The following is a 26,247-nucleotide window of genomic DNA, read 5'->3' as shown; positions in this document are numbered from 1 at the left end:
ATTCGGACGGCCCCCTCGTGAGCCTGCTGACACCGGGCGTCCCGACCTCCGCGGTCAGCGCGCGACCCACTCGGCCCCGCCGCGCCGTCGCCCGGCGTGACCGGCCGGACGGAGGCCTCGGCGCGGTGCGATCCGAGCCCACCCGGCGTGAGCAGGTCGAGCACGGAGCCGGGATGGTCCCTGCTCCGCGAGCGGGACGTCCCCTCCGGCCGGCCAGGAGCCCGGGGTCGAGGATGGAGCCGTGTCGAGGGAGGCGAGCGAGATCGTCCTGAGCACCCAGGAGCTCCGTGAGGTCACCGCCTTCGCCGCGGGGTGTGCACAGGTGGTGCTCGAGGTGTTCGAGGCCGGTCAGCCGGACGACTCGCGGCCCCGGGACGCCATCGATGCCGCGTGGGAGTTCGCTCGGGGGGTGAGCGCGGCAGAGCCCTGCGCGACACGGCGTGGGCGGCGCTCAGGGCGGCCAGGTGCGCGGACACCGCGGCTGCGCGCGAGGCAGGACGGGCGGCGATGGCTGCGGCAGGCGCCGCCTACCTGCATCCGTTGGCGCACGCCACCCAGGTCGAGCACATCCTCGGGGCAGGTGCGCACGCGGCCAGAGCGGCCGAGCTCGTCGCCGGGGACGATCCGACCGTCGGTGCCGAACACGTCGAGCAGGTGGCGCATCGTGCGACACCCGTCGTCGTGGACGTGCTCACCCGCTTTCCGGCGGCACCGGCCGGGGGCGGACGGGTCGGTGAGTTGATCCGCATCCTGGACGCCGCCCTCCGCCACCCGACAGCGCTGGGGACCGGTCGGCGGACTGACGCCGGGAAGCGTTCCCCGCACGCTCCGACGGGGACCGGATCCCTCCACGGGCTCGGCGGGAGGTGACGGGACGCCTCGTGGGAACCGGGCCGACGTCGGCGTGTATCAGGCGACCCCACCCGGCCCTCCCTGGTACAGGCGCGGGCCGGCCACCGTCTCGGGGGTGTGGCCGGTCCCGCCGCGGCTCCTGGCCAGAACCCACCCGGGGAGGTGGTCCATGCCCGCGCACGCGCACGGTCCGGAGGACCTCGAGGTGCCGTACGAGGACCTGCTCGCCGCCCTCCGCCGGTTCCTCCGGACCGAGGGGCAGTGTTACCTGGACGACCCGAACGTCGCCTCCATCGGCATCGGCTACAAGGTGACCGACGGCCGCCGGACACCGGAGCTGTCGGTGCAGTTCACGGTGGAGGAGAAGCGCGTCGAGCCGGAGGCGCTCGCGGCGCTGGGCACCACCCCGGTCCCGGAGGCAATCACGGTCGCAGGCGTCCGGGTGCCCACCGACGTGCTGGAGCGCCGCTACCTGCCGGCCCTCCTCGGAGAGGCCGGCGGAGCCCTCGCAACGGCGTCCGGTGAGGCCCCGAGGGTCTTCTCGTGGACGTCGCCGTCGCGCGCCTGACGGCCGCCCCGGTGCAGGCCGTCCTCATCCCGTGCCGCGGGACGGTCGGCCCGGCCGTCCGGGCGGAGGTGCCCGTCCGCGCCACCCGCCCCCGGAGATCCGAGCGACGCTGGTGGCGGCATCCGCTCCCGTCCGGGCTCCGCCCCGGGTCGTCGCGCCGGCGCTTCACAGGGCCGCGGCGGTGCCGGATCCTGGTGCCGCCCTGGCTGTGCCGGCGATCGGAGGCCGATGGACGCGCACGTGCTGACCCTCCGGACCCGGCACTTCGTCCTGTGGCGCCCGGCCAGGACGTCACCCGTGCCGACGCTCGTGATCGGGCGGCTGCAGCCGGGGGCTCCGGTCACGCTGACCGGTGAACAGCGGTTCGACCTGTCGCCGTCGGATCAGCACCCCGACCTGTGGTCGCTGGCCGCGGAGGACTGCGGGCTGGCGGACGGGCAGGTGTACCACTACTGGTTCGAGGTCACCGACGCCCATCCCCGACGGACCGGACAGCGCATCCGCGTCACCGACCCGATGGCCACGACGGTGGACTGGCGGCTCCGGGCGCCACGGCCCGCCGGCCCGGAGTACACGGACGACGACCGGTACCCGGCGGCGGTCACCGGGTTCCGCGGTGGGGAACTCGTGCCGTGCGACGCCGGGGGAGAGAGCGGCGAGCTCGCCGAGGTGCCCCCGGCGCAGCTGCCCCCGAACAACCGGATCGTCATCTACGAGCTCCCGACGGCCTGGGCGGCGACCAGGGGCGACGGCATCTACGAGCGCGGGGTCGGCACGTTCCGCGACGTGCAGGCGCTGGTCGACCCGGATGCGCCGGGTGCCAACTTCCCGGGTCTGGAGGTCCTCGCCGCGGGCCGCTCGTACCTCGCCGACGAGCTGGGCGTCAACGCGCTGGAGCTGCTGCCGCCGGCCGACAGCGCCTACGAGCGCACGTGGGGGTACGGGACGACGAACTTCCTGGCGCCGGACTTCGAGCTCGGGTTCCCGATCGACTCCTCCCACCCGACGCCCGACCGGGACCTCCGGGCCCTGGTCGCGCGGCTGCACGGCTGCGGGATGCGGTTCTTCGTCGACTCCGTGACCGCGTTCGCGCGCTCCAGCCCCTACCTCGCCGCCGCGACGGACGACTTCTTCATCCTCGACCCGCAGCACGCCGATCCCGACGACCCGGATCGCCACGACTCCCGCGGCGGGATCCGCCACGGGTTCGGCAGCACCTTGTTCCGGTTCGAGACCCTCCACGAGTCCTACGACCCGCTGACCGGAAACCGGCGGCGGCTTTCCCCGGCGTCGGCGCTCATGCGGACGGCGCTGGTGCGCTGGATGGACCACTTCCACGTCGACGGCATCCGGATGGACAGCATCGAGAACGTCGCCAGCTGGGACTTCGTCGGTGCCTACCGCGACCTGGCCCGCGCGCTGTGGCTGCAGCGGTGCGGCGCGCCGGCCGGCGACCCGGAGGCCGAGGCCCGCTTCCTGGTCGTGGGCGAGGAGCTCACCGAACCGCAGGCGCTCCTCCACCAGAACCGGCTCGACGGCCTGTGGCACGAGGGCTTCAAGCGGTACGTGCGCGCCGCCCTGCTCGGGCAGGGCGCCGACGGCCTCGGCTTCGAGGACACCGTCCGCCGGATGGTCGACTGCCGCGCCTGCGGGTACGCCGACCTCGCGCAGGCGGTGATCTACCTGACCTCGCACGACGTGGAGGGGTTCCGGAACGAGCGGCTGCTGGACTACCTGCGGTCCAACGGCGTGGTCGACTGCGAGAAGCGCGTCAAGCTGGCCTTCGCCTGCCTGCTGACGGCGGTCGGGGTCCCGCAGATCCTGGCCGGGGACGAGTTCGCCGACCAGCACGACCTGGTCGACGTCTCCGGCCGCGTCACCGAGGCCGGGGGCAAGCAGGTGGACCCGGTGAACTACTCCCGGCTGGGCGAGGAGTGGCGGAGCCGGATCAAGGACTACGTCGGGCGGCTGGTCCGCCTGCGCACGAGCGCGGACGCTCTGGCGGTCAACGACGTGGAGGTGGTCCACGTCGACCTGGACGGCAAGCGGGTCGTCGTCTGGCAGCGGGGCGTGCCCGGCTCCGGCCAGGTGGTGGTCGTGGTCGCCAACTTCTCCGACTACACGACGCCCCCCGGTCCGTCCGCGGAGTACGTGGTGCCCACCTGGCCGGCCACCCCGCCCGGCCGCCGCTGGCGGGAGGTCGGCCAGGACCGGCCCGTGCCCCCGGAGTGGGTGGGGCGCGAGCCGGTCTTCTCCTGGGAGGCGAAGGTCTACGTGACGGAGTGACCGGGCCGGGGGCGCGATCACAGGTCGGTGAGTCCCAGACCCCGTTCCTCGAGCTTGCGGCGGAGGTGGGACAGCGCCCGTGCGCGCGTCGGGCCGATGCTCCCGATCGGCATCGCACACCTCGTCGACACCTCGTCGTACGAACCGACCTCCTCGCGGAACAGCGTGAGGAGGAGGTTCCGCTGCCGGCTCGGCAGTTCGGACACCGCTGCCCACACGTCGCGCGCGGTGTCGCGATCGAGGGCGGCCGTCTCGAGATCGGCGGCCGAGTCCGGGATCTCGTCCGCGGCTTCGGTGAGGTCGTGCGCTGCGGCCCGGCGCAGGACCGACAGCGACTCACGCGTGGCGGTGACCGCGAGCCAGCCCGCGAGCCGCTCCGGGTCACGGATGGTGTGGAGGTGCTGGACCAGGCGCAGCCAGGTCGTCTGCGCGACGTCGTGGACGTCCGCCGCCTGGAGGCGGAAGGACCGGGCGACCGACCGGACGAGGCCGTCGTAATCGTGGACGAGCTGCTGCCACGCCAACTGGTCGCCCTGCCCGGCCCGCTCGAGCAGCGTCGTGGTGCTGCAGCCGGTCGTGGCGGCGTCGAGGGTCATCGTGCTCATCGCGATGCCAATCTGGGGCGATCGGTCCGGCCGGTTCGGGCCGGAACCGCGGGGAGCGGCGCCGACGACACTTCTCCGCAGCGCTTGCGGCAGGCTTGCAGCGACCTTGCAGCCCGTGCCCCGGGTCGGAGTCCGCGGGCAGCCCGCGTGGCGGTGCCCTGGCGGGTCAGCGGGAGGCCGAGGCTCCCAGGACCGGCGCGAGGTCGGAGCGGACGTTCCCCAGCTCCCGGTCGTCGTCCCCCAGCGCCCTGCGAGCGTGCTCGAGCTCGGCCCGGGCCAGCGCGCGCGCCGCCTCCGGGGCACCGGCGTCCAGCAGGGCGACCGCGAGCCGGCGGTTGGCCAGGTGCGTGTGGGGGTGCTCCTCCCCGTACGCAGCGACGAAGATGTCGCGGGCACGTTCCTGGGCCTCGCGGGCGCCGGCGGCATCCCCGGCCGCGGCCAGTGCCAGTCCCAGGTTGGTCAGGGCCATGCCCACGCGGGGATCGGCCGGGCCGAGGGTCGCCGCCAGCATCTCCTCGGCGCGGCGGTGGGCGGCCACGGAGGCCGCCGGGTCGCCGAGCAGCCGCAGCACGTAACCGAGCTTGTCCCAGAACTGCCCGATGTCGGGGTGGTCCTTGCCGTGGATCCGCTGCAGCATCGCGAGCCCCTGCTCGTGCAGGGCCCGCGCGACGTGCAGGTCCCCCTGGTCCTGACGCACGGTGCCGAGGCCGGCGGTCGCCGCGGCGGCCAGCGCGTGGTCACCGCGGCCGGACGCGCGCAGCAGGTGGAGCGCCTCGGTGAAGGCGTCCGCGGCCGGCTGCAGCGCATGGGTGGCCCAGTGGGCGTAGCCGAGCTCGACGAGGACGCGCGCGGTCTCCGACGGCTCGCCGGCGGCACGCAGGACGACGAGGGCCTGGTGGCACTCCCGCACCGCTCCGTGGGGGTCGCCGGCGCAGTTCAGGCAGTGCCCGAGCCGGGCGCGGCTCCAGGCCACGCGCACGTCCTCGCGGCTGAGGGACCTCTCCAGGACCGCCACGGCGAGCTCGTGCCGCGCGATCGCGGCCCCCAGGTCACCCTGCAGATCGAGCAGCTCGCCGAGGTCGCTCTGCAGCTCGCCGACGAGGACGTCGTGGGTGCCGACGCCTTCTGCCAGGCGCAGCGCGGTCTCCAGTGCGTCCCGGGCGGCGCGGAAGGACGCGCGCTCCTGGAAGTAGCAGGCGATGTGCCGCAGCAGGGGGATGAGGCCCGGGGGAGGAGGGACCAGCTCCTCGCAGAACGCGGCGGCGGCCAGCACGTGCGGAGCGAGCTGCGACCAGCTCGCCCAGGTGCCCGGCTCGGTGGGGTCGGCGGGTTCGGCGCCGACCAGGAGGGCCGCGACGTCGCGGAGGGTCGCCGCGCGCCGGTCGGGGGACAGCCGGGCGCGGACGGCGGCCTGGACGAGGCGGTGGACGCCGAGGGCCGCCCGGTTCCGGTCGACGAGCGAGAAGCGCCGCAGGTGGGCGACGGCCTCGTCGATCTCCAGGTCGGCGGTGCCCTCCGGGAACAGCCCGCCCAGCAGCAGCAGGGGGATGCTGTCGGGGGCCAGGAAGGCACACGTCTCCAGGAGCCGGGCGGCGAGCGGGGACTCCGCCTCGACGCGGTCGAACGCCAGCCGCCAGGCGGCGGCGACGGTGGCGCCGTACCCCGCCGGTGCGCCCCGCGAGATGAGCAGCTCGCGGCGGGTCCGGAACAGCTCCAGGTAGTCCTCGAGCGCCAGGCCCGTCTGCTCGACGTAGGCGCAGGCCTGTTCGAGGGCGAGGGGCAGGTCGCCGAGCGCCTCGGCGAGGGCCTCGGCGGTGTCGTCGTCGGAGGTGCCCGACCGGGACCGGAGGAAGTCGACCGAGGCCCGGCGGTCGAAGGGGGTGACCTGCAGCGGCGTCCCGTACCTCCCCCACGCGGGGCTGCGCGAGGTGACGAGCACGTCGACCTCACCGGCCGGTGGGAGGTAGGGCTCGAGGTGCGCGGGGTCCTCGGCGTTGTCGAACACGAGCAGCCAGCGGCCGCCCGTGCGGACGTCGTCCCAGAGCGCGGAGAGGAGGTCCTGCTGCTCCGGTCCGACGTCGATCCCGCGCCGCTGGGCCAGCTCGACCAGCGAGGAGAGGACCGTGCTGTCGTGCTCGGCCGGGACCCACCAGGTGACCGTGTAGCGCGGGCGGTGCCGGTGCGCGAACTCCAGAGCCGTCTGGGTCTTGCCCACCCCGCCCAGCCCGTGGAGGACGACCAGCCGGGGCGAGCCGGTGCCCTGGTCTCGGGCGAGGGACTCCATGTCGGCGAGGAGCTCGGTCCGCGCGGCGAAGCTCGGGTTCCGGGGCGGGATCCGCACCACCGACCGGGTCGTTGCCCGGGGCCGTTCGACCAGCCCCTCGGACTGGCTCAGCACCGCGGCGTGCATCCTGCGCAGCGGCGGGGAGGGGTCGACGCCGAGCTCGTCCGCCAGCGCCCTGCGGCAGCGCTCGTAGACCGACAGCGCGTCGCTCTGCCGGCCCGAGCGGTACAGGGCGAGCATCAGGCGTTCGACGGTTCCCTCGCGCAGCGGCTGTTCGGTGACCGCCTGCTGCAACCGCAGCACGGCGGCCGCGTCGCGCCCGGCGGCGAGCTCCGCGTCGGCCAGCGCGTCGATGGCGATGGCCCGCTGTTCCTCCAGGCGAGCTGCCTCGACCTCGGCCCACGGCTCCCCGCGCAGCGAGCCGAGGACGACGGGCGCCCGCCAGAGCCCGAGGGCAGGCGCCAGGTGCTCGATCACCCGCTCGGGCCGGGCGGCGTCGAGCCGCAGCCCGGCCTCCACCAGGTCGCAGAAGCGCCACGCGTCGACCGTCCCGGGATCGGCCGCCAGGACGTACCCACGCTCGGTCCTGGCGACCAGGGGTCCCGCGGACCCGAGGGCGCCCCGCAGCCGCGACACGTAGGCGTACAGGGCACTGCCGGCGCTGGGCGGCGGTTGCCCGTTGTACAACGCGTCGAGCAGCTCCTCCGAGCTGACCGGCTCGCCCTGGGCGAGGAGGAGGAGGGCGAGCACCGACTGCTGCCGCGGCCCACCGAGGGGGACCGCGACGCCCTCCACGGTGACGGTCAGCGGGCCGAGGATCCGGAACTCCACCTGCGGGGACAGGGGCTCTCACCTCCCCCCCGCGGCTCGGCTGGTGACAGCTCCCGGTCGCGTGCGGTGCACAGCCTCCCACGCCCAGGCGGGCTGTCGGCCGGATTTTCCGCGCCGCGAGAGTGGATCAGGGGGCCGACGGTCCGCTCAGGGCAGGGTGATCGTGTACGAGAAGTCCCCGCCGTCGGGACACACCATGTCCAGCCGGTCGGTGAGGACCCGGTGCACGCGCAGGTACCGGTCGGGGTCGCCCGGTTTCGCCTTGGTGTCCTCGCTGAACTCGCAGCCGTCCCGCGGCTCCACGGCGACGGCGATCCTGCTCCCGTGCAGGGTGACGGTCCCGCGGCGCCCTTCGACATCGACAGCGCGGTCCAGCTGGGCGCCCTCCATCACCGCCGTCCACAGGTCCACGCAGAACTCGTTGGCGACGAGGTGCCCGGGTTGGACGTGGCTGTACGAGACGGTCAGCACGCGGCCGTCGAGCGTCACCTTCTTGGCGAAGGAGCCGAACGCGGGGTCGTGCCACACCACGGGGGACTCGCCCGACCCCAGCCGGGCCCGCCGGTCCTGCGCGAGGAGCGCGTTGAACTCCTGCAGGTCGATCGTCAGCGGGGGAGGGGTCCCCGGTCGGTACAGGAACTCGACGCTGCGCTCGCCATCGCCCCCGATCACGCCGTCCTCGTACACGTTGAAGTTGTCCGGGTACCACCAGGCTCCCGGTTCCTCTTCGCGCGGGTCGTGATAGGTGCCCGGGATGCCGTGGCTCTGGATGACGTCCGTCGCGACGTAGGCGTGGTTCGGGGTGAACACCGTGTTCTGCAGGACCGGTCCGTCGCAGTTGAGCAGTTCCCCCTGAACGCAGTGTGGCCTCTTGAACTGGTACGTCTTGAAGGTGCCGCTCACGCAGCGCGGCTCCCCGTCGACCATGCAGAAGATGTGCGTGATCCGGCCACCGTTGCGGTCGAGGACGACGAGGACCTCCTTGTTGTAGAGGATGACGTTGCGCAGCAGGTCGTGGTCCCAGCACAGCCCGTCCGCCTGCAGCGGGGACCCGCGGAGCGCGGGGATCGGGTTGTCCGTGGAGTAGCGCTCGCGGGTGAGGTTGTAGAGGACGGGGCCTCGGTTGCAGAAGGTCCCCGAGCCGCTCATGGCGGTCCAGGGGGAGCCCTCTCCCGCAGCCCAGTCCGCCCACACCGTGGCCGCCAGGTAGACGTGGGTGTTGCGCACCTGCAGGCCCGCGGCGACGACGAAGTCCTCGGGCTGGAGCACGTCGGTGTGGTTGGGGTTCACGTTCTCCAACGGCTGCTTGTTCCAGGGCAGCTCGTGGGTCACGGTGGCGAAACACATCTGCGCGAGCTCGTAGATCTTGGTCTGCTCGCGGTAGCGCTCCGGCCAGTCGAGGACCGCGAACTCCGCTTCCTGCGAGATCTCCTCGAGGGTCTGGTCGAGCCACGGGGTCCGGTAGCTCTTGTACGCGTCGTACCAGGCGTCGAAGTGCAGCGGCTTGCCCCAGCTGTCCGTCGACTCGATCCCCTCGGGGTCGACGGAGGGATCGATGGCGCTGCCGAGCTCGAAGGTGCCGACGCAGGGGATGGGCGGCATGCCGTTCCTGGGCGGGGTCGGAGAGCCCTCGAGGTCGCAGGAGGTCACGAGCCGGACCCACGGGTGGGCGCTGATCCACTCGAGGGATGCCCGCCACCGGTCGTTGAACCGGATCTTCGTGCCGGCGTAGTTCCCGTCGAACCAGCCGTTGCCCGCGCACTTGTCGAGGTCGTCCGCGTACACGAGCAGGTTGCCCCGTCGGACGGGCGTGGCGGCGAAGCCGAGGAACTTCCTCCGGAGGTCGAGCGGGAGCTTGCCCTGCTCGTACTCCTTCTCCTTGTGGGCGAACAACCCCTCACGGAGGTCACGTTGGATCATGAGGAGGTACAGATCCGACGCCGAGTCCTGCCACAGGTACTGGTGGTCGAGGTAGCGGTCGTCGACCAGCGAACCGACGGGTGGCTTGGCCGTCCGCCGGTGGGTGTCGAGCTCGAGCGTCGTCTCGGCGTCGACGACGAGGTAGCGCGCTCCGGCCTGCTTCAGCGGCTCCCTGTCCGTGTCTCTCCGGTAGAAGCGCGAGTCGGGATAGAAGATGTCGTTCGCACCGCCCTGCCACCGACCGCCGACCTCCTGTCCGAGGTAGCGGTGCATCATCCGCACCCCCAGGTCGATGACGTACCTGTTCGTGGCCGGTTGGAAGTAGGCCAGGCGGTGACCCGCCCAGCCGACCACGGTGGGGTCGAGCAGCCGCCTCCGGACGTCCGTGCGGAGCTTCTGGAGGTCAGCTGGGCAGTCGTGGGCCAGCATCGCGAGTACACCGGCGTTGAAGGTGCACAGGTAGGGCACCTGGAGATTGCGATGGGCCTCGAACGTCAGGGCGTATCCGTCCTTCTCGCCGTTCTCCTCGGACTCCGGGCGGCTCGAGTACGTGGCCTGCAGGTCCCGCATGGTGATCTGCATGTAGGTGTTCCACCCCCTGAACGGCCCGTGCAGTTCTTCCCGCGTCTGGACGGGTCCCTCGAAGAGGTCGTTGAGCGCCTGGATGCAGAACTGGATCAGCATCACGTTCGCGGTGCCGACGTCCTTCGGGCTCTCGTGCGCCTGCTGGACGTCGTCGACCCGGAACTCGTCCGCGTCACGCCTAGGGATGTCGTTGCGCACCGTCAGGGGGCTGACCGACTCCCCGGCCGGCAGCGAGACGACGACGTAGTCGTTGCCGCGGTCGATGCAGGGCAGCTGCCGCCGGTCCGTCCACTGCCGGTCCATCGACGCCATCGGGGTGAAGTCGACGTGGCGTTCGCCGATGGTGAGTCGCAGGGAGGGCAGGCGGCTCTCCACGTCGCTCAGGTCGATCCGGACGTGGTGCAGCCCGTCCTCGACCTGGTGGTAGAGCGCCCACGAGAACTCCCCCTCCAGGGACGGGTGCGGCGCGTGCATGGCGATCAGGTGCTCGTAGGCCCACGTCGGCACGGAGGCGTACAGCGACCACGGCGTCTCCGCCGCCTCCGCCGCGGTCGGTGGGGCGTACCCGTCCGCGGTGAAGGAGAAGCCGTAGGAGACCTCCGCGCCGATCGGCACGTGGTCCAGCCGAGCCTCGAAGTACTGGCAGGCGCGCCGCTCGAGGCCGTCGCGCATCGCCAGGTACGGCCGGAGCAACGGCTCACCGGCACGGCCGGGCTCCTGCTGTCCGTGCCGCTGGAGGAAGGCGCGGTCCACGGTGACGATCCGGCCGTCCCGGGAGGACGCCCCGTCCAGCCGGACGCGGTGACCGTCCCACTCCGCCACCAGCGTCGGGGACACCCGGAGCCTAGGGTCCACGTCCAGTCGGACCGGCAGGTAGAGCCTCGCCAGCCCCGTGGACGGGTGCGACCTCGTCACCCGCGGCAACGTGTCCCAGTCGTAGTGCCGGTACCTGATCACAGTTCCTCCTGCGTGCTCCTGGAGGGGAAGCGCCGGCGACGGCGGCGGGGTCCGGAGGGTGCCGTGACCACCGCGCGCCGGATCTGCGCGGCGTGGAGTTGACGGAGGGTTCGATCGCTGGCTCGATCGACAGGGGGAGCAAGGCTAGTGCCTCCGACGCCGCCGTCGCGGCCAACCGCCCGCGGCTCAGTGCCGGCCGGAAGCCGGACGTCGCGCCCCGGGTTGCCGCCTGGTGTGAGGCTCTCGCTGCTCGACCGCTCCCGCACCCGCGCCGGCTGCCCCGAGGGGGCCGCGCTGACGCACAGCGTGGAGCGGGCCGTCGGGGCGGAGGAGCTCGGCTACCACCGGTTCTGGGTGGCCGAGCACCACGGCGTGCCGGGTGTCGCGTCCGGAGCGCCCGCGGTGCTGCTGGCGGCGATCGGGGCGCACACGGCGACGATCCGGCTCGGGTCGGGCGGGGTGATGCTGCCGCACCACCAGCCTCTCGTCGTGGCCGAGCAGTTCCTGATGCTCGACGGCCTGTACCCCGGCCGGATCGACCTCGGCCTGGGCCGCTCGCTCGGCTTCACCGCGCCCGTACGCCGTGCCCTGCGTCGCTCCGGCGATGAGCCGGACACGTTCGCCGACGACGTCGTCGAGCTCCGGAGCTATCTCGAGCGCACCGCGCCGGTCACCGCCCACCCCGTTTCCCAGGCGCCGGTCCCGCTCTTCGTGCTCGCCACGGGCCGCGGGATCGACGTCGCCGCGCGGCTCGGGCTCCCGGTCGTGCTGGGTGGCCCGGTGCTCGACCGGCCCGACCTGGGGGACCTGCTCACGGCGTACCGCCGCGACTTCCGTCCACATCACGGGAGCCGTCCGCACGTCACCGTCTCGCTCGACGTGCTCATCGCCGATGACGACGCCGAGGCCCGCGAGCTGGCGCTCCCCGAGGTGTGGGCGATGGTCCGCTCGCGGCGCACCGGCGTCTTCGACGCCCTCGAGCCGGTGGCGACCATCCGCGACCGGCGCTGGGACGACCAGCTCGCCGACCGGCTCGAGCGCGGTCTCGACGCCGTCACCACCGGCAGCCCGGGATCGGTACGCCGCCGCCTGGAGCAGCTCGCGGATCGCACCGGTGCCGACGAGTTGCTCGCCACCGGCGCCACCTACGACCGCGCCGCGCTCGCCGGCTCCGACGCCGCGCTGGCGGCGCTGCTGGCCTGACCGGCCGAGCAGCTCCCGGCTCAGGGCCGCGAGCTGCCCCACCCGGCCGCGCGCCCGACCCGTCGCGCCGGGGGGTCACCTGAGGGTCAGCCCCCGGAGGTCGACCTCCGGGGAGCCGGTACCTGGTCGTCGTCGTCGAAGGCAGCGCTGTAGGCGGCGGCGCCGGCCGTCGCATCGACCGTGAAGGTGACGTGGCCGACGGGAACACGTCCCCCGACCGCCTCGGTGACCCGGGCCGCGGCCACCAGGGTGAACCCGCCGCACAGCTCGATGAGCTGGACGCCCTCCGCCACGAGGTCGAGGGCGACGGCGGGGGCGTCGTCCGCCGCGGCCACCGGCACCAGGAGGGTGCGCTGGCCGTGGCGGTCGATGACGAACCGATCGGAGACGGGGTCGGCTCCGGGGTGCTCGTAGACGTAGGCCCAGGTGACGGTCATGGTCGACACCTCACGTTCTCCTGTCGCAGGGGCTGATCGATGCCGGATCCGGTGACCGACGGGGCGGGCAGTGCGACGCCGTGCCACCCCGCGGGCGACGACGGCGCGCGTGCACTGCCCCTCCGTCCGTCGCGCCCGACCCATCCGCACGCACCACGCACGGTGGACCCGGGCGGCCACGGTCAGGACCACGGCGACGGGTGTCAGTGCGCTGCCCGCGACGTCCGGTGGCGGCGCCGGACGAGCAGGTGGTCGACCCCGAAGCGGCCCGAGCCGGTCACGGCGAGGACGAGGCTGAGCAGGCCGAGCGCGATGACCAGTTCCGGGCCGTTGCGGTCCATGGCGAACAGGCCGCTGGTGTGCACGAAGACCCAGGCGCCGGCCATGTTCAGCGCCATCAGGACGCCGACGACGGGGACCGCAGCACCGAGGATCATCGCGATCCCGCCGACGAGTTCGAACAGCACGTTGGCCGGCCCGGTGAGGGCAGGCAGGGGGACGCCGGACTCCGCGAAGAGCCGCCCGACCCCGGCGAGGCTCCCGCCGAAGTCGTACTCGAGCTTGGCGTGCGCAACCATCATCACGCCGAGCCCCACTCGTGCGACGAGCAGGACGAGGTCGCGGGTGGTCTGGACGAGGCCGGTGTTCCGGGTGAGCCCGGTGCGGTCGATGGTGGTCATGGTCGTGTTCCTTCGTGGTGGTCGAGCCGGTCGGGTGCGCGCGGGACCAGGCCGAGCCAGGTCCCGTTCAGGGGCGGTGGTCGTGCGGGATCGGCAGGGCACCTCCTTCCGCGTGTCGGGCCTCCGGGCGGTCACCGCCGGCTCACCAGGTCGACGGAGTCGCCGTCCTCGGTAGGACGCCGTGGTCGGTAGGACGCTGTGGTCGGTAGGACTCCGTGGCCGGCCCGAACTCATCAACACCGGTCCCGTCGTCCCGTGCGGGCTGTGCGGGACCGATCCTGGAACCTCGAGTGCACTCGAGGTCAAGGCCGCAGGCCTCCTCCCGCCGCGGTGCGGGACGGATCTCGCAGGGTGCGGTCACGACCGAACCGGCGGGTGGGGGCCGGTGTACTCGTCGCGGCGCAGCAGCATCGCGCCCGCCATCGCGGGGAGCATCAGCACGTGGCCGCCGACCAGCATCCCGGTCGGCGAGAGAGCTCCCAGCCACAGCGGTGCGAACAGCACGACGAACGGCAGGTACATGGCGGCGGCCATCAGGCCGGTGGCGGCCCGGCTGTGGCCGCGGTAGCACATCCACACCACCATCGCCGCGGTCATGTTGGTGGCCATGACGAGTGCGTCGAGCTCGGGAACGGCGCGGACCGACTGCCAGCCCAGCGGGTCCAGGAGTGCGGACTCGAGGGGGCCGAGGACCGCCATCCCGAGCAGCATCGCCACGACCATCTCCAGGTAGTGGCGCGCGAAGCGCCACCGCTCGGCGCGGGTCCGGGCGGAGCGGGGAGTCGTCATCGCCGGCCTCCTCGGGCAGGGGAGCGACGGGGTGCGGCTGTCCCGGGGACCGCCGTGGGCCGTCGTCGGGTCAGGAGCCGGACCACCAGGGCGGTGGCTCCGACGGCGGCCGCGGCGACGAGCACGGGACGCAGGGTGAGGGCCCAGGGCCAGCCCGGACCGGACAGTTCGGGGTTCGTGGTGGGGTACTGGAGCGTCTTGGCCACCCAGCGGGCCGTGGCGACGTCCCCGCTGCGGGCGATGTCGGCCAGCGCCCCGTCGAAGGCGAAGCCGGGCCGGTCGTGCAGGTAGACCGGGGCCAGCCGCTCGGGCAGATCGAGCCCGTCGGCAGCGGCGCGGCGGGCCGCGTCGGCGCCGGGGACCACCAGCCGGTCCAGCCCGGGTGCGGCGGTGGTCAGCTCCGCGCGCGGCGCGAAGGTCAGACCGTGCCGCGAGCGGACCGGCCGCCCGTCGACGGTGACCGCGACCGGGCGGGCCAGGTAGGACAGCTCGGTGTAGGGGCGGAACGCCGAGGCCAGCTCGATCTCCCCGACGCCCTCGGTGAGCAGCACCCCCATGCTCGGGCGGTCCCACCGGTACCCGGCGCTGAGCAACCCCACGACATCGGCCGGCGCCGGCCGCGACCGCGGGATCGGTGCGGCCTCGCCCGGCACGTAGTCCGGCCAGCGAACCGCCCGAGCCGCCTGAGCTGCCGCGGCCTCGCCGAGCGTCCGCTCGACGACCCGCAGTGCGCCGTCCACCCCGGACAGGACCCCCGCCGTGGTGATCACGTCCCCGTCGTCGACGAAGCGGACACCGTCCTGCCAGCGCACCGCCGGGTGGTCCCTGCGGAGCCCGATGAGGCCCAGCCAGTGCGACGTCGCGGGGCGGCCGTCGAGCAGGCCGGCCGACGCCAGTACGTCGGCGCCGGTGCACACGCTGACCAGCAGCGGATCGCCCTGCGCGCGCTGCCGCTGCAACCACTCGACCACCGGCGCGGTGCTCGGCTCACCGGCGCCCGGGAGCTGCGGCACGACGATCACGTCCGGCGTCCCGGACAGTCGGTCGGCCAGCTGACCGAACGTGAGATCGGGAACGAGGTCCAGGCCACCGGTGAGCGGGACCGGATCGCGCCGCTCGGCGACGGTGTGGACGTCGAACGCCCCGGTGGCGGCCAGCACCTCGTACGGGGCGAGCACGTCCGCGGCGTTCGCGCCCTCCGACCCCAGCACGACCACCGCCGTCGGCCTGCCCGGGCCGGGCGACGGCGGCCCGGCCGTGTCGGCCGCGATCGGTGGCGCACTGCTGCTCCGCGGCGGGTAGATCCCTCCCGTCGCCCCTGCGACCCCCACCGCGCCCACCGCGACCGAGGCGACCAGCCCCGTCACGATCACCGCGGCTGCCCGGCGAACCGTCCGCCACCGCGTCACCACCCACCTCGGGAGCCGCTGCGGCGAGGCCCGTCCTGCCCGTGGCCGACGGTTGCGGCGCGGGTCTGCTCCCAGCGGCGCCCGGTCCGGTAGACGTGGGCTGCTCCGCAGGGACAGGTCACCGTCAGAGCGATGTGCGTGGGGTGGTTGACGGCGGCGCCGATCCGGCGGGCGGCGACCAACTCGTCCCGACGTGTCACGGGACAGGTGATCAGCAACATGGACCGAGCCTGTCGCCGGTCGCCCTGGCGCCGAGCGGATCGCCACCACGCCGTCCGGATTCCTGGGATTCCTGTCCGCCGGGACGGCACCCGTCCTACGGCGACGGGGACGGTCGGCTCGTCGTGGTCGGGACCTCGGCCCAGGACCAGCCGGTGGACGTGGTCGACCGCGCACACCGACACCCGGCGGCGGGGGTTGCGCGTCCCGCCGCCGGTCCGGCCACGGCACTGCAGGCGGTCCCACCAGCGGAACCGGTCGGGTGCCCGCGCACGTCCGGCGGGCGGGTGGGGGCTGTCGGGCGGACAGGAATCCCGGGAAACCGGACTGCTCGGCAGCGGTGGCTCGCCGTGAGCCGGGGCGCGACAGACGATGCCTGCGTGACTCCCGCCGCATGGTCCGCCCGTCGACCCCGACGAGTACGACGGCTGACGACGCAGCACCCCAGCCGGCACCCGGCACCACGCCGACCCGGGGTCGGACCCGCTGAGCGCCACGGCTGTGACCGGTCGGCCCCGGAGAACCGGCACCGGCGCTCCGTCGCCGGCCCCCTCGTCGTCAGCCCGGGTCCGGAACGACCTCACCCGCGGCCGCCCGACGGGCGCTGGCGCTGACCCGACAAGAGGAGACAGTCGTGGACGACGGATCGACACACCTGACCGCCCGCTGTGCCGCGGGTGCCTCCTCGCCGGCCAGCGGGCCGGCGGTCGGGGGCAGCACTGCACCCAGGCTGCCCACGGCCGTCGACCGGGCCGCCTTCGAGGCCGAGCTGGAGGAGTTGCGGTTCTGGGAGAAGACGCACACCCGGGAGGGCGACGCGATCGCCGCGGCCCGACGGCGCCTGCCCATGGTCGAGGTCGACGCCGCCCTCGAGCTGGTCGGGCCGCACGGGCCGCTCACCCTGCTCGATGCCTTCGAGGGGCGCCGACAGCTCATCGCCTACACCTTCATGTGGCACACCGGTCACCCCGCGGCCGAGCAGTGCGAGGGCTGCACGTGGTGCACCACCCAGGTCGCGGAGCTGTCCTACCTGCACTCTCGCGACATCACCTACGCGGTCTTCTGTCAGGGTCCCTACGACGAGAGCAGCCGGTACCGCGAGTTCATGGGCTGGGACGTGCCGTGGTACTCGGCGCAGGCCTCCCTCGACGCGCTCCTCCTCGGCCGCCACGGCCGGATGCACCTCGTGTGCTACCTCCGCGACGGCCACCGCGTCTTCGAGACCTACTGGACCACGGGTCGCGGGGTCGAGGCGATGGACTACAGCTACGCGCTCATGGACCTCACCGTGTTCGGACGCCAGGAGCCGTGGGAGGACTCACCTCCCGGCTGGCCACAGCAGTGGCGGGTCGACGGCTCCAACACGCGGATCGACGGACGCCCCATCGCCCAGTGGTCGCGGCTGGGGGCCGGCCGCGCCGACGACCTCACCATCGGTCCCTGACCATCGGTGGAGAGGCGGCCGGGCGTGGCTAGCGGCCGCGGCCGGCCACGATCAGAGCGCCGCGCTTGGTGACGCGCAGAGGTGTGGGCAGCTCGTGCGCCGCCGTGACGGCGACCTCGGCCGGCACCTGTCGGCCGACCAGGTAGTCGCGGACCGCCGCCGCGTCGGGGAGCGTCACCAGGGGCGCGTCCCAGGAGAAGACGGCGACCGGGTCGAAGACCTCGGCGAGCAAGCCGGGTGCGTCCTCGGCGTCGAAGCTCGTCGCCGAGCGGGTCCAGTACGTCGAGAACTCCGGTGAGTCGGTGCGGGCGATCGTCGCCGCCACCAGGTGCCCGCCGGCGCGCAGGACGCGGCGCGCCTCGCGCAGGGCGGGCATCACGTCGGGCAGGTGGTAGAGGACGTTGAGCGCGGTGACGGCGTCGACGGCGCGGTCGGGCAGCGGCAGCCGGGTGGCGTCGGCCCGCAGCACCGGCGGCGGGTGATGTCGCAGCAGGGTCTCCGACGCGTCCAGGCCCACCAGCCACGGCCCGGGCGCGGAGAGGGCGGCGCGCAACGCGCCGTCCGCGCACCCCACGTCGAGAACGGTGCTCGCGCCGAGTTCACCGAGCAGCCTCGCGACGCGGCCGTGCAGGTCGGCCGCGGTGTGCGCCCGGGCGCTCCGCATCCCCAGCCGGTAGCGCTCCGGGGCGGTGTCGTAGTCGCACGGCACGCCCACGGGCGGAGCCTGCCGGTCCTCCGGTGCCATGTGTCGCCCCTCGCGCGGGTCAGCGCCCTCAGCTGCAGGAGAGCTCATCGGCGCGACCGGCCGGCGTCGTCACGGTCACCCGATCCCGACGCGTCCACCCCGGCGCCCGCGGCCATGGGCGGGGTCCCGTCCCGTCAGCGCTGGTCACGCAGGAGATCGTCTTCTCCGCCCGAGCTGCCGACGAGCGGTCGTCGTCGCGCCGTCCGGAATCCTGGGATTCCTGTCCGCCGGGCCGCGCCGGCCCGTCCTACGGTGACGGCGTGGACGCCCGGCTCATCGTCGTGGTGGGCTTCGACGGCATCGAACTCGTCGACGTGGCCTGCGTGACCAGCGGATTCGAGCACGCGAACCGGTTGGGCGCGCGCCCGACGTACGAGGTCGTGCTCGCCACTCCTGCAGGCCGGCCGGTGCGCAGCGACTCCGGGCTCGAGCTGCGCGGCCAGGGCCGACTCGACGGGGTCGTGGACGGGATCGACACCCTGATCGTCTCCGGCGGGCTGGGCCACGAGGCCGCCGCCGCCAACCCGCGGCTGATCGGTCAGGTCCGACGCCTGGCCGCTGCTTCCCGGCGGGTCGCGTCGGTCTGCACCGGGGCCACGGTCCTGGCCGCCGCGGGTCTGCTCGACGGCCGTCGCGCGACGACGCACTGGTACCACGCCCGTCAGTTCGCCGAGCGCTTCCCGAAGGTGCACGTCGACCCGGCGCCGATCTACATCCGCGACGGGACGGTCGCCACCTCCGGTGGCGTCACGGCCGCCCTCGACCTGACCCTGGCCTTCGTCGAGGAGGACAACGGCGCGGAGCTGGCCCGCTGGGTCGCGATGGGCATGGTCACCTACCTGCAACGGCCCGGCGACCAGACCCAGGTGAGCCTGTTCACCAGCACCCCGCGCCCCGAGCAGGCCCTCGTCCGCCGGGTCGTCGACCACGTGATCAGTCACCTCGACGGCGACCTCAGCACCGGACGGCTGGCCGCGCTGGCGGGCGTCAGCGAGCGGCACCTGAGCCGGCTGTTCGCCGAACACATGGGCCAGACACCCGCGCGGCTGGTCCGCGAGGCCCGCCTGGAGGCGGCCTCCCGCCTGCTGGCCGACACCCGGGAGCCGTTGACCACCATCGCCCGCCGGTGCGGCTTCCACTCCGCCGAGTCGCTCCGCCAGGCGTTCACCGGGAGGTTCGGCATCTCGCCGTCGCGGTTCCGGGCGGGGCACCGACTCCGGTCGAGTTCGGCATCCGCGCAGGGGAGGTCGACGTCGGAACCCACCAGCCGCCACTGAGCGCTGCCGGACACTCGCCGCACCCCACCGGGGGGCTCGAGGCCCGTGCGCGGCTCCGACGATCACGGCTGCGGGGCGACCCCGGGCCGGGGCCGCCGGCCGGGTCGCGTTCGACCCGGCGCCCGGCCGCGGTCAGCGGCCGGGCGCCGGCGCGTGCGGTGGTCAGGCGAGGGCGCGCGCGAGGGCGTCGATGCGGTTGGCCCAGATGCGCTGGGACAGCGCCGCGTCGGGGGCGAACGTCTCGGACGCGTGGTAGCTGCCGGGGTACACGTGCAGTTCGCACGGCACGCCCGCGGCCATCAGGCGCTGGGCGAACGCGATGTCCTCGTCGCGGAACAGGTCGACGGTGCCGACGTCGATGAAGGCGTGCGGCAGCCCGGACACGTCCTCGGCACGCGCGGGTGCTGCGTACTGGTCGGCGGGCTTGCCGCCGAGGTACCACCCCCAGGCCTCGATGTTGCCGCCGCGGTCCCAGATGCCGATGTCGGTGATCTCCTGGCTGGACGCCGTCTCGTTGCGGTCGTCGATCATCGGGTAGATCGGCATCATGAACCGCAGGGCCGGGCCGCCGCGGTCGCGCGCCAGCATCGCGGTGGCGATGGTGAGGCCGCCGCCGGCGCTCGCGCCGTAGACGGCGATGCGGTCGGGGTCGATTCCCAGATCCGAGGCGTTCTTGGCCATCCACACCAGGCCGGCGTAGCAGTCCTCAACCGGCGCCGGGTGCGGGTTCTCCGGAGCCAGGCGGTACTCGACGGAGACGACGACGGCGCCGACCTGGTCACACAGCAGGGTCGCCGGAACGTCCTCCCCGGCGACGTTGCCCAGGACCATGCCACCGCCGTGGATGTAGTAGATGCCCGGTAGACCGCTCGACGCACCGGCGGGCCGGTAGATCCGCACCGTGATGTCCGGCTGGCCGTCCGGGCCGGGCACCGACCGGTCCTCCTTGGTCACGTTCGGGTTCTCCGGGACCTCGATGGCCCCCAGCAGCTGCTCGACGGCCGCCCGACGGGCGACGATGTCGGGGATCGAGTTGAAGCCGCCGGGCAGGGCCTCGAGCAGCCCGTCGAGCGGAACGCGGCACTCGGGGTCGATCAGGTCACGACGGGACATGGAGGCTCCATCCGATCAGGTGCGGTGAGTGGGTTGGGTACGACCGGCCGCGGTGCGTCCGGGGGCGAGGGGTGGCGGGCGAGCTGACGGGCCCGGGCAGGGCCGACGCAGAGTGCGGACCGTGGCCGTCCGGGCCGGGGCGACTCCGCCCGGGGCCCGGACGACGTCCGGGGTGCTGGGTCACACGTCGAGCAGGAAGCCCTCGTAGCCCTTGGCGGCGACCTCGGCGCACTTCTTCCGGTACTCGCCGACGCCGCCCGCGTAGGGCATGAAGACGCGCGGCTTGCCGGGCACGTTGGCGCCCATGTACCAGGAGTTGGCCTTGGGGTACAGGGTGTGCGAGGCGATGAGGTTGACGTGGTCGACCCATTCGTCCTGCGCCTGGGGGGTCGGCTCGATCGAGGTGAACCCCTGCTCCCGGAGGTGCTCGATGGCGTCGCAGACCCAGTCGACGTGCTGCTCGATCGACACGATCATGTTCGACAGCACCGAGGGGCTGCCCGGGCCGGTGATCATGAACAGGTTGGGGAAGCCGGCGGAGCCGAGCCCGAGGTAGGTCCTCGGCCCTGCCGCCCAGGCCTCCTTGAGCGAGAGCCCGTCCTTGCCGCGGATGTCGACGTTGGTCAGGGAGCCGGTCATGGCGTCGAAGCCGGTGGCGTAGACGATCGCGTCGAACTCGTACTCGCCGGCCGCCGTCCGCACGCCCTTCTCGGTCACCTCGATCAGGGGCTCCCGCTGCAGGTTGACCAGGTGCACGTTCGGCCGGTTGTAGGTGGCGTAGTAGTCGGTGTCCAGGCAGGGGCGCTTGGTCCCGACCGGGTAGTCCGGGCACAGATCCGAGGCGGTCTGCGGATCGGTGACGATCTCGCGGATCTTCCGGTGCACGAACGCCTTGGCCGTGTCGTTGGCCGCCTGGTCGAGGGCCAGGTCGGTGTAGGTCGTGAGGAGGTTGACCAGGCTGCCGCTCTCCCACGCCTCCTCGAACCGGGCCTCGCGCTCCTCGTCGGACACCTCCAGCGCCGACTTGGTCGCCGGCGGCACCGGGATGCCGAACCCGGACTCCTTCTGCGCCTGCCGGAAGGCCCGGTAGTTCTCCTTCATCGACGCGACCTCGTCGGGGCGCAGGGCGCGGTTGCGGGCGGGGAGGGAGTACGCCGGCGTCCGCTGGAAGACCGTCAGGTCGGCCGCCTGCTCGGCGATGACCGGGATCGACTGCACGCCGGAGGAACCGGTGCCGATGACGCCGACCCGGAGCCCGCTGAAGTCGACGCCCTCGTGCGGCCAGTGCGCGGTGTGGTACGTCGTGCCCTTGAACGAGTCGAGACCGGGGATCTCGGGCAGTTTCGAGGACGACAGGCAGCCGGTCGCCATCACGAAGAACCGGGCGGTCACCGCGTCCCCGTGCTCGGTGCGGACCTTCCAGCTCCGGGCGTCCTCGTCGTAGTGCGCCGAGGCCACGCGGGTGCGGAACACGATGTCCCTGCGCAGGTCGAACCGGTCGGCCACGTGCTGGGCGTACCTGAGGATCTCCGGCTGGGTGGGATAGCGCTCCTGCCACTCGAAGTCCTGCTCCAGCTCCGCGTCGAAGGAGTAGGAGTAGGCGAGGCTCTCGACGTCGACGCGAGCGCCGGGGTAGCGGTTCCAGTACCACGTGCCACCGACGTCCGTGCCGGCCTCGAACACCAGGGTCGACAGGCCGAGGCCGCGCAGCTTGTGCAGCAGGTACATGCCGGAGAAGCCGGCTCCGACGACGACGACGTCGACGGATGACGGGACCGAGGGCGTGCGGGCCTGGGGGTCGGCGACGGACGCGGGCATGGTCGTCCTCCAACTGCGGGGATGGGTCCGGGACCGGCGTCGGACGCCGGTCGGGACGGGAGGGGCGCGGCCGTCCCGACCGCCGGGGGCTCTGCCGGGAGGACGTGCTCGGGAGCGACCGGGAGGCCGCTGGGACGAGCATGGCGGCGGGAGTGACGGAGGTCACGATCCAGATGGCGCGGGCTCGACCGTCGACGTCGCCAGGTGGCGAGGTCCTCAGCTGCGGGGAGCGGTGTCCCGGAGCCGACGGAGCACGAGGGCGAGCAGCAGCCGGCAGCGGCCGTAGGGCTCCGTGACGGAGAAGCCCAGGACGCGCTCGGCGCGTCGGACCCTGGTCGCGACGGAGTTGTGGTGCAGGTGCACGTAGCCGGCCGCCCGGCGCAGCGACTCGGTCGCCGCGACGGCTTCCAGGATCCGGACCGTGTCGTGCCCCTCCTCGCGCACGAGTCGGTCGAGCGCCTGGACGTCCGGATTGCGCGCGATGTCCTCGGCGCGCAGGTGCTCGGCGAGCGCTGCGAACGCGCCGACGCGCTCCGCGGCGACCATCACGCCCTCCTGCTCCGTGTACGGGCCGCGCGCGTGCGTGCTGGGCAGGGTGAAGCGCAGTGCCGTGCGCGCCTCACGCCACGCCGCCGGCGCCTCGAACGCGAGCCAGGGCCGGCTCCAGGCCAGGTGCGTGCCGACGGGCACGTCCCACCGGCCGGGCACGGCTGGTTCCTCGGCGAGGACGGCGGTGACCTCGGACAGGGGCGTTCCGTGGACCGTGGGCGACACCGCGCGGATCTGGTCGACGAGCCCGCCGAGGGCATCGCGTGGACCTGCCAGGGCAAACACCCGCACGGTCGTCGTCACCGTCAGGCGGAGACCCCGCAGGCACCGCGAACGGTCCACCTCGGGGGTGCGGTCGCTCAGTGCCTGCTCGAGCAGCGTCTCCCGGTGCGCCGCGGCCTCTGCCGCGACCCTGGCCAGCACGACGCCTGCGGCGACGCCCAGGCGTCGGAGGACGACCGCGTCGAGCGGGTGCGGATCGGCGGGACGGTGCAGCCAGACCTCGCCGCCGCGGCGCAGCGGCACGCGTGCTGCTCCCGCGGGCACCGAGCCCGGGCCCCGGCAGCCGGAGGGGCCGGCGCTGATGACCAGGCCTGCCGGCAGGCTGATCCCGACCGGACAACCGGCGAAGGACGCCGTGCGCCTGACCAGGCCGGCGGCATCGACCTCGTCGTCCAGCAGGGCGTCGAAGAAGGCCACCACCCGCATGCCGTCGTCGTCCCGGTGGTCTCCGTCCCCGGGCTGCACGGGGACGACGGCGTCCGTCGTCGTCGACAGGGGTCGGAGCTCGCCGTCGAGCGTCACGGACCGAGGCTAGGGCAGCGGGTGATCCTGGTGGCCCCTCAGCCGGGCACACGCGGCAGCTCGGCGGACGCCTCGGCTGCGCGGGGACTGCGCGGCCACGCCGGCCGTGCCGCCGAGCGTCACCCCACGGCCGTGGCGCGCCAGCCGGGCGACGCGGACGAGGTCCGCGTCGGGCAGCAGCTCGACGATCGCGCCGACCCCGGTCACCCACCGGACGCCCCCATCGGCCGCCCACCGGGGCCGGCCCTGCCGCGGCGCCTGCCCCGTCCCTCCCGCCCCGCGCGGAGGAGCCCGATGGCCACGGCTGCGACGCCCAGGACCAGGGCGACGGGTGCGGGGTCGAGGTCCGGGCCGGCTCCGGGCAGTGCCGCGGTGGCGACGTTGAGGCCGGCGTGCATGGCGACGGCGATCGGCACGCAGCGCCCGGAGCCCGAGTACACCTCGACGACGAGGACCCGGGCCGCCACCGTTCCCAGGCACTGCCGCACGATCCACCCGGCGTCGCGTCCCGTCTGCAGGTACGGCACCAGGTGCCAGGCACTCCAGACCGCACCGAGGACGAGCCCGGTGCCCGTGGTGCCGAGGCGCGGGAGCATCCGGTCGGTCAGGTAGGCGGTCCAGCCGACCTCCTCGGCCAGCGCCGTCGCCAGGTAGACGACGGCGAGGAACGGCACGGCAGCCAGTGTCACCGCGGCAGGCGGGAGTGCGACCGACCCGTGGTCGAGGAGCGCCGCGAGCAGCACGAGTGCCGGGAGCAGGACGACGGCGGCGACCCAGCCGGCGTGCCGGGCGGCGGTGACGTCGACCGACCGGCGCCACAGCGTCGCCACCCCTGCACGGCCGCCCTCGATCGCCGCCAGCGCCGTCGCGACGATCACGGGGCACACGAACATCAGCGCGCTCGCCGGCAGCAGCAGCCCGAACCCGTCCAGCTGCATCGACCCCAGCAGCAGCAAGAACGGCAGCGACGACGCGACCAGGCCGGCGACGAACAGCGCCAGCCGTGCCTCCGCGGACCACGCCGGCCGACGCGGCGAGCGGCGGGGCGTGCTCGTGTCCACCGGTCACCTCGACGCGTCGCACTCGGTCCAGGGGCCCGGTACAGCATGTCGGGGCGCCGGGTGCGGCGGTGCGCTCCGGTGCGCGCGGGCTCGGCGCTGCGGTCGGGCGCCTCCCGGAGACCTTCTGACAGCGTCCCGGTAGGGGCGGGAGGACGCTGTGTCCGGGCCGCCGGGCGGTTCCCGGTGCGCGCTCGGCGGAGGGCTAACGTCCGCGGTGTGACCACGACGACACCGACGGTCCAGACCTCCGGCGGCACGGTGCGCGGCATCGCCCGCAACGCCGTGCACGCCTTCCTCGGCATCCCCTACGCGGCCCCGCCCTTCGGTCCCCGGCGGTTCGCCGCGCCCCAGCCGCCCGAGCGCTGGGACGGGGTCCGGTCGGCCACCGAGTACGGACCGACGGTCCCGAAGCCCCCCTACGCGCCGCCCTACGACGTCCTGCTGCCCGAGCCGCAGATCCCCGGCGAGGACTGCCTCAACCTCAACGTCTGGACCCCCGACCCGGGCGCCTCCGGGCTGCCGGTGTTCGTGTGGATCCACGGTGGCGCCTTCGTCAACGGGTCCGGGGCGGTCCCGGTCTACGACGGCACGGCCTTCGCCCGCGACGGCGTCGTGTGCGTGACGATCAACTACCGGCTGGGCGTCGACGGCTTCCTGCAGTTCGCCGACGACGGTCCGGCCAACCGCGGCCTGCGCGACCAGGTGGCTGCGCTGCGCTGGGTGCAGGAGAACATCGCCGCCTTCGGGGGCGACCCGGCCCGGGTCACGATCGGCGGGGAATCGGCCGGCGCGATGAGCGTGGGCTCCCTGCTGGCGATGCCCTCGGCGCGCGGGCTGTTCCGCCAGGCCGTGGCGCAGAGCGGCGCCGGCCACCACGCGCTGACCGCGGCCACGGCCACCAGGATCGGCGGCTACGTCGCCGAGCGGCTGAACGTGCCGGCCACGCGGGAGGCGCTGGCCGCCGTCCCCGTCGACCAGCTGATCGCCGCCCAGCAGGGGGTGGCCCAGGAGGTCGCGGTCATGCCCGACCCCGGCCGCTTCGGCGAGGTCGCGGTCAACCTCATGGCCTTCGAGCCGGTGATCGACGGCGAGCTGTTGCCCGACCTCCCGATCCGGGCGATCGCGGACGGGTCAGCTCGTGACGTCGCCGTCCTCGTGGGCGCCAACCGCGACGAGCAGCGGCTGTTCCTGGTGCCCAACGGAGTGGTCGACATGGTGACCGACCCGCTGCTGCAGCTGGCCGTCGCCGGGTACGGGCTACCGGCCGACCGGGCGCTCGAGGTCTACCGCGCGGCCCGCCCCGGGGGAACGCCGGGAGAGCTGCTGGCCGACATCGCCACCGACTGGTTCTTCCGGCTCCCGGCGATCCGGCTGGCCGAGGCCGTGACGCAGCAGGGAGGGGCCGCCGGTGGGCGGGCCTGGGTGTACGAGTTCTCCTGGCCCTCGCCGCAGTTCAGCGGCCGGCTCGGCGCCTGCCACGCCCTGGAGCTCGGCTTCACCTTCGACACGCTGGAGCACGAGGCGCACGGTGCGCTGATGGGCACGGCCGCTCCGCAGGAACTCGCCGACGCCATGCACGGTGCCTGGGTCCGCTTCGTCACCGACGGCGACCCCGGCTGGGCGCCCTACGAGACGCAGCGCCGGCCGGTGCAGGACTTCGGCGAGCAGGTGCAGCTGGTCGAGGATCCGCGGGGTCCCCAGCGCGCCCTCTGGGACGGGATCCGCTAGGAGGGCGGTGCGCTGCCCCTCCCCGGCCGAAGCCCAGCGGGACCGGTCACGGCCCTCTGGGGACCGCGTTCGCCGGTGGGGAG

The 26,247-nt window shown here is 73.8% G+C and carries 20 protein-coding genes and 1 pseudogene; 8 read left to right on the top strand and 13 right to left on the bottom strand.

Annotated features, from left to right (window positions below):
- Nucleotides 1–241: 241 nt before the first annotated feature.
- The 4 genes and pseudogenes from ACWIX3_RS18050 to ACWIX3_RS18035 form a co-directional block, all read left to right on the top strand.
- A pseudogene (locus ACWIX3_RS18050) lies at nt 242–355 on the top strand (putative immunity protein); the annotation flags it as partial.
- A 152-nt stretch (nt 356–507) separates the two neighbouring features.
- Nucleotides 508–870: a hypothetical protein gene (locus ACWIX3_RS18045; protein ID WP_448612512.1), complete on the top strand. Its 363-nt coding sequence runs from the start codon at nt 508–510 to the stop codon at nt 868–870.
- A 151-nt stretch (nt 871–1,021) separates the two neighbouring features.
- On the top strand, nt 1,022–1,420 hold the full coding sequence (locus tag ACWIX3_RS18040) for a hypothetical protein (RefSeq protein ID WP_448608719.1): 399 nt from the start codon (nt 1,022–1,024) through the stop codon (nt 1,418–1,420).
- A gap of 297 nt (nt 1,421–1,717) precedes the next feature.
- Complete coding sequence (locus tag ACWIX3_RS18035) at nt 1,718–3,706, top strand: hypothetical protein (protein WP_448608718.1); 1,989 nt, start codon at nt 1,718–1,720, stop codon at nt 3,704–3,706.
- Between the two features lie 17 nt (nt 3,707–3,723).
- Here the strand turns inward: ACWIX3_RS18035 and ACWIX3_RS18030 are convergent, their stop codons facing one another.
- The 3 genes from ACWIX3_RS18030 to ACWIX3_RS18020 all read right to left on the bottom strand — a co-directional run bounded on the left by ACWIX3_RS18030 (nt 3,724) and on the right by ACWIX3_RS18020 (nt 10,888).
- The gene (locus tag ACWIX3_RS18030) at nt 3,724–4,311 is read right to left on the bottom strand and encodes an RNA polymerase sigma factor (RefSeq protein WP_448608717.1); all 588 of its coding nucleotides are present in this window, start codon (nt 4,309–4,311) and stop codon (nt 3,724–3,726) included.
- Nucleotides 4,312–4,477: 166 nt separating this feature from the next.
- Complete coding sequence (fxsT, locus tag ACWIX3_RS18025; protein ID WP_448608716.1) at nt 4,478–7,426, bottom strand: FxSxx-COOH system tetratricopeptide repeat protein; 2,949 nt, start codon at nt 7,424–7,426, stop codon at nt 4,478–4,480.
- A gap of 147 nt (nt 7,427–7,573) precedes the next feature.
- Nucleotides 7,574–10,888, bottom strand: coding sequence for a hypothetical protein (locus ACWIX3_RS18020; RefSeq protein ID WP_448608715.1), 3,315 nt, complete (start codon nt 10,886–10,888; stop codon nt 7,574–7,576).
- 234 nt (nt 10,889–11,122) lie between these two features.
- Here ACWIX3_RS18020 and ACWIX3_RS18015 point away from each other — a divergent pair, with 234 nt between their 5' ends.
- The gene (locus ACWIX3_RS18015; protein WP_448608714.1) at nt 11,123–12,091 is read left to right on the top strand and encodes an MsnO8 family LLM class oxidoreductase; all 969 of its coding nucleotides are present in this window, start codon (nt 11,123–11,125) and stop codon (nt 12,089–12,091) included.
- An 86-nt stretch (nt 12,092–12,177) separates the two neighbouring features.
- Here the strand turns inward: ACWIX3_RS18015 and ACWIX3_RS18010 are convergent, their stop codons facing one another.
- The 4 genes from ACWIX3_RS18010 to ACWIX3_RS17995 all read right to left on the bottom strand — a co-directional run bounded on the left by ACWIX3_RS18010 (nt 12,178) and on the right by ACWIX3_RS17995 (nt 15,370).
- A complete protein-coding gene (locus ACWIX3_RS18010; protein WP_448608713.1) occupies nt 12,178–12,528 on the bottom strand; it encodes a DUF6506 family protein in 351 nt (116 codons plus the stop codon).
- Between the two features lie 203 nt (nt 12,529–12,731).
- Nucleotides 12,732–13,208, bottom strand: coding sequence for a DoxX family protein (locus ACWIX3_RS18005; protein WP_448608712.1), 477 nt, complete (start codon nt 13,206–13,208; stop codon nt 12,732–12,734).
- A gap of 357 nt (nt 13,209–13,565) precedes the next feature.
- Nucleotides 13,566–13,997, bottom strand: a complete 432-nt coding sequence (locus tag ACWIX3_RS18000) for a hypothetical protein (protein WP_448608711.1) — start codon at nt 13,995–13,997, stop codon at nt 13,566–13,568.
- A complete protein-coding gene (locus tag ACWIX3_RS17995; RefSeq protein WP_448608710.1) occupies nt 13,994–15,370 on the bottom strand; it encodes a DJ-1/PfpI family protein in 1,377 nt (458 codons plus the stop codon). The genes ACWIX3_RS18000 and ACWIX3_RS17995 overlap by 4 nt, the downstream gene beginning before the upstream one ends.
- Nucleotides 15,371–16,259: 889 nt before the next feature.
- On the opposite strand from ACWIX3_RS17995, the gene ACWIX3_RS17990 reads away from it, so the two are divergent.
- On the top strand, nt 16,260–17,069 hold the full coding sequence (locus tag ACWIX3_RS17990; protein ID WP_448608709.1) for a DUF899 family protein: 810 nt from the start codon (nt 16,260–16,262) through the stop codon (nt 17,067–17,069).
- Nucleotides 17,070–17,097: 28 nt separating this feature from the next.
- On the opposite strand, the gene ACWIX3_RS17985 is transcribed toward ACWIX3_RS17990, so the two are convergent.
- Complete coding sequence (locus ACWIX3_RS17985; protein ID WP_448608708.1) at nt 17,098–17,784, bottom strand: class I SAM-dependent methyltransferase; 687 nt, start codon at nt 17,782–17,784, stop codon at nt 17,098–17,100.
- 290 nt (nt 17,785–18,074) lie between these two features.
- On the opposite strand from ACWIX3_RS17985, the gene ACWIX3_RS17980 reads away from it, so the two are divergent.
- Nucleotides 18,075–19,091, top strand: coding sequence for a GlxA family transcriptional regulator (locus ACWIX3_RS17980; RefSeq protein WP_448608707.1), 1,017 nt, complete (start codon nt 18,075–18,077; stop codon nt 19,089–19,091).
- A gap of 162 nt (nt 19,092–19,253) precedes the next feature.
- Here ACWIX3_RS17980 and ACWIX3_RS17975 read toward each other — a convergent pair whose 3' ends face one another.
- The 5 genes from ACWIX3_RS17975 to ACWIX3_RS17955 all read right to left on the bottom strand — a co-directional run bounded on the left by ACWIX3_RS17975 (nt 19,254) and on the right by ACWIX3_RS17955 (nt 24,436).
- Nucleotides 19,254–20,204 carry an alpha/beta hydrolase gene (locus tag ACWIX3_RS17975; RefSeq protein ID WP_448608706.1) on the bottom strand — a complete coding sequence of 317 codons (951 nt, stop codon included), beginning with the start codon at nt 20,202–20,204 and terminating at the stop codon, nt 19,254–19,256.
- A gap of 180 nt (nt 20,205–20,384) precedes the next feature.
- The gene (locus tag ACWIX3_RS17970; RefSeq protein ID WP_448608705.1) at nt 20,385–22,022 is read right to left on the bottom strand and encodes a flavin-containing monooxygenase; all 1,638 of its coding nucleotides are present in this window, start codon (nt 22,020–22,022) and stop codon (nt 20,385–20,387) included.
- A gap of 216 nt (nt 22,023–22,238) precedes the next feature.
- Nucleotides 22,239–23,375, bottom strand: coding sequence for a helix-turn-helix domain-containing protein (locus tag ACWIX3_RS17965; protein ID WP_448608704.1), 1,137 nt, complete (start codon nt 23,373–23,375; stop codon nt 22,239–22,241).
- A gap of 9 nt (nt 23,376–23,384) precedes the next feature.
- Nucleotides 23,385–23,582: a hypothetical protein gene (locus ACWIX3_RS17960; protein WP_448608703.1), complete on the bottom strand. Its 198-nt coding sequence runs from the start codon at nt 23,580–23,582 to the stop codon at nt 23,385–23,387.
- Nucleotides 23,579–24,436 (bottom strand): CPBP family glutamic-type intramembrane protease, encoded by an 858-nt coding sequence (locus ACWIX3_RS17955; RefSeq protein WP_448608702.1) that lies wholly within the window; start codon nt 24,434–24,436, stop codon nt 23,579–23,581. The genes ACWIX3_RS17960 and ACWIX3_RS17955 overlap by 4 nt, the downstream gene beginning before the upstream one ends.
- A gap of 216 nt (nt 24,437–24,652) precedes the next feature.
- Between ACWIX3_RS17955 and ACWIX3_RS17950 the strand changes: the two genes are divergently transcribed.
- Nucleotides 24,653–26,164 (top strand): carboxylesterase/lipase family protein, encoded by a 1,512-nt coding sequence (locus tag ACWIX3_RS17950; protein ID WP_448608701.1) that lies wholly within the window; start codon nt 24,653–24,655, stop codon nt 26,162–26,164.
- The last annotated feature ends 83 nt before the right edge of the window (nt 26,165–26,247 follow it).

Source organism: Geodermatophilus sp. URMC 60, assembly GCF_053502585.1.
The sequence above is the reverse complement of the archived record's forward strand: the minus strand, read 5'-3'. Positions and strand labels throughout refer to the sequence as shown.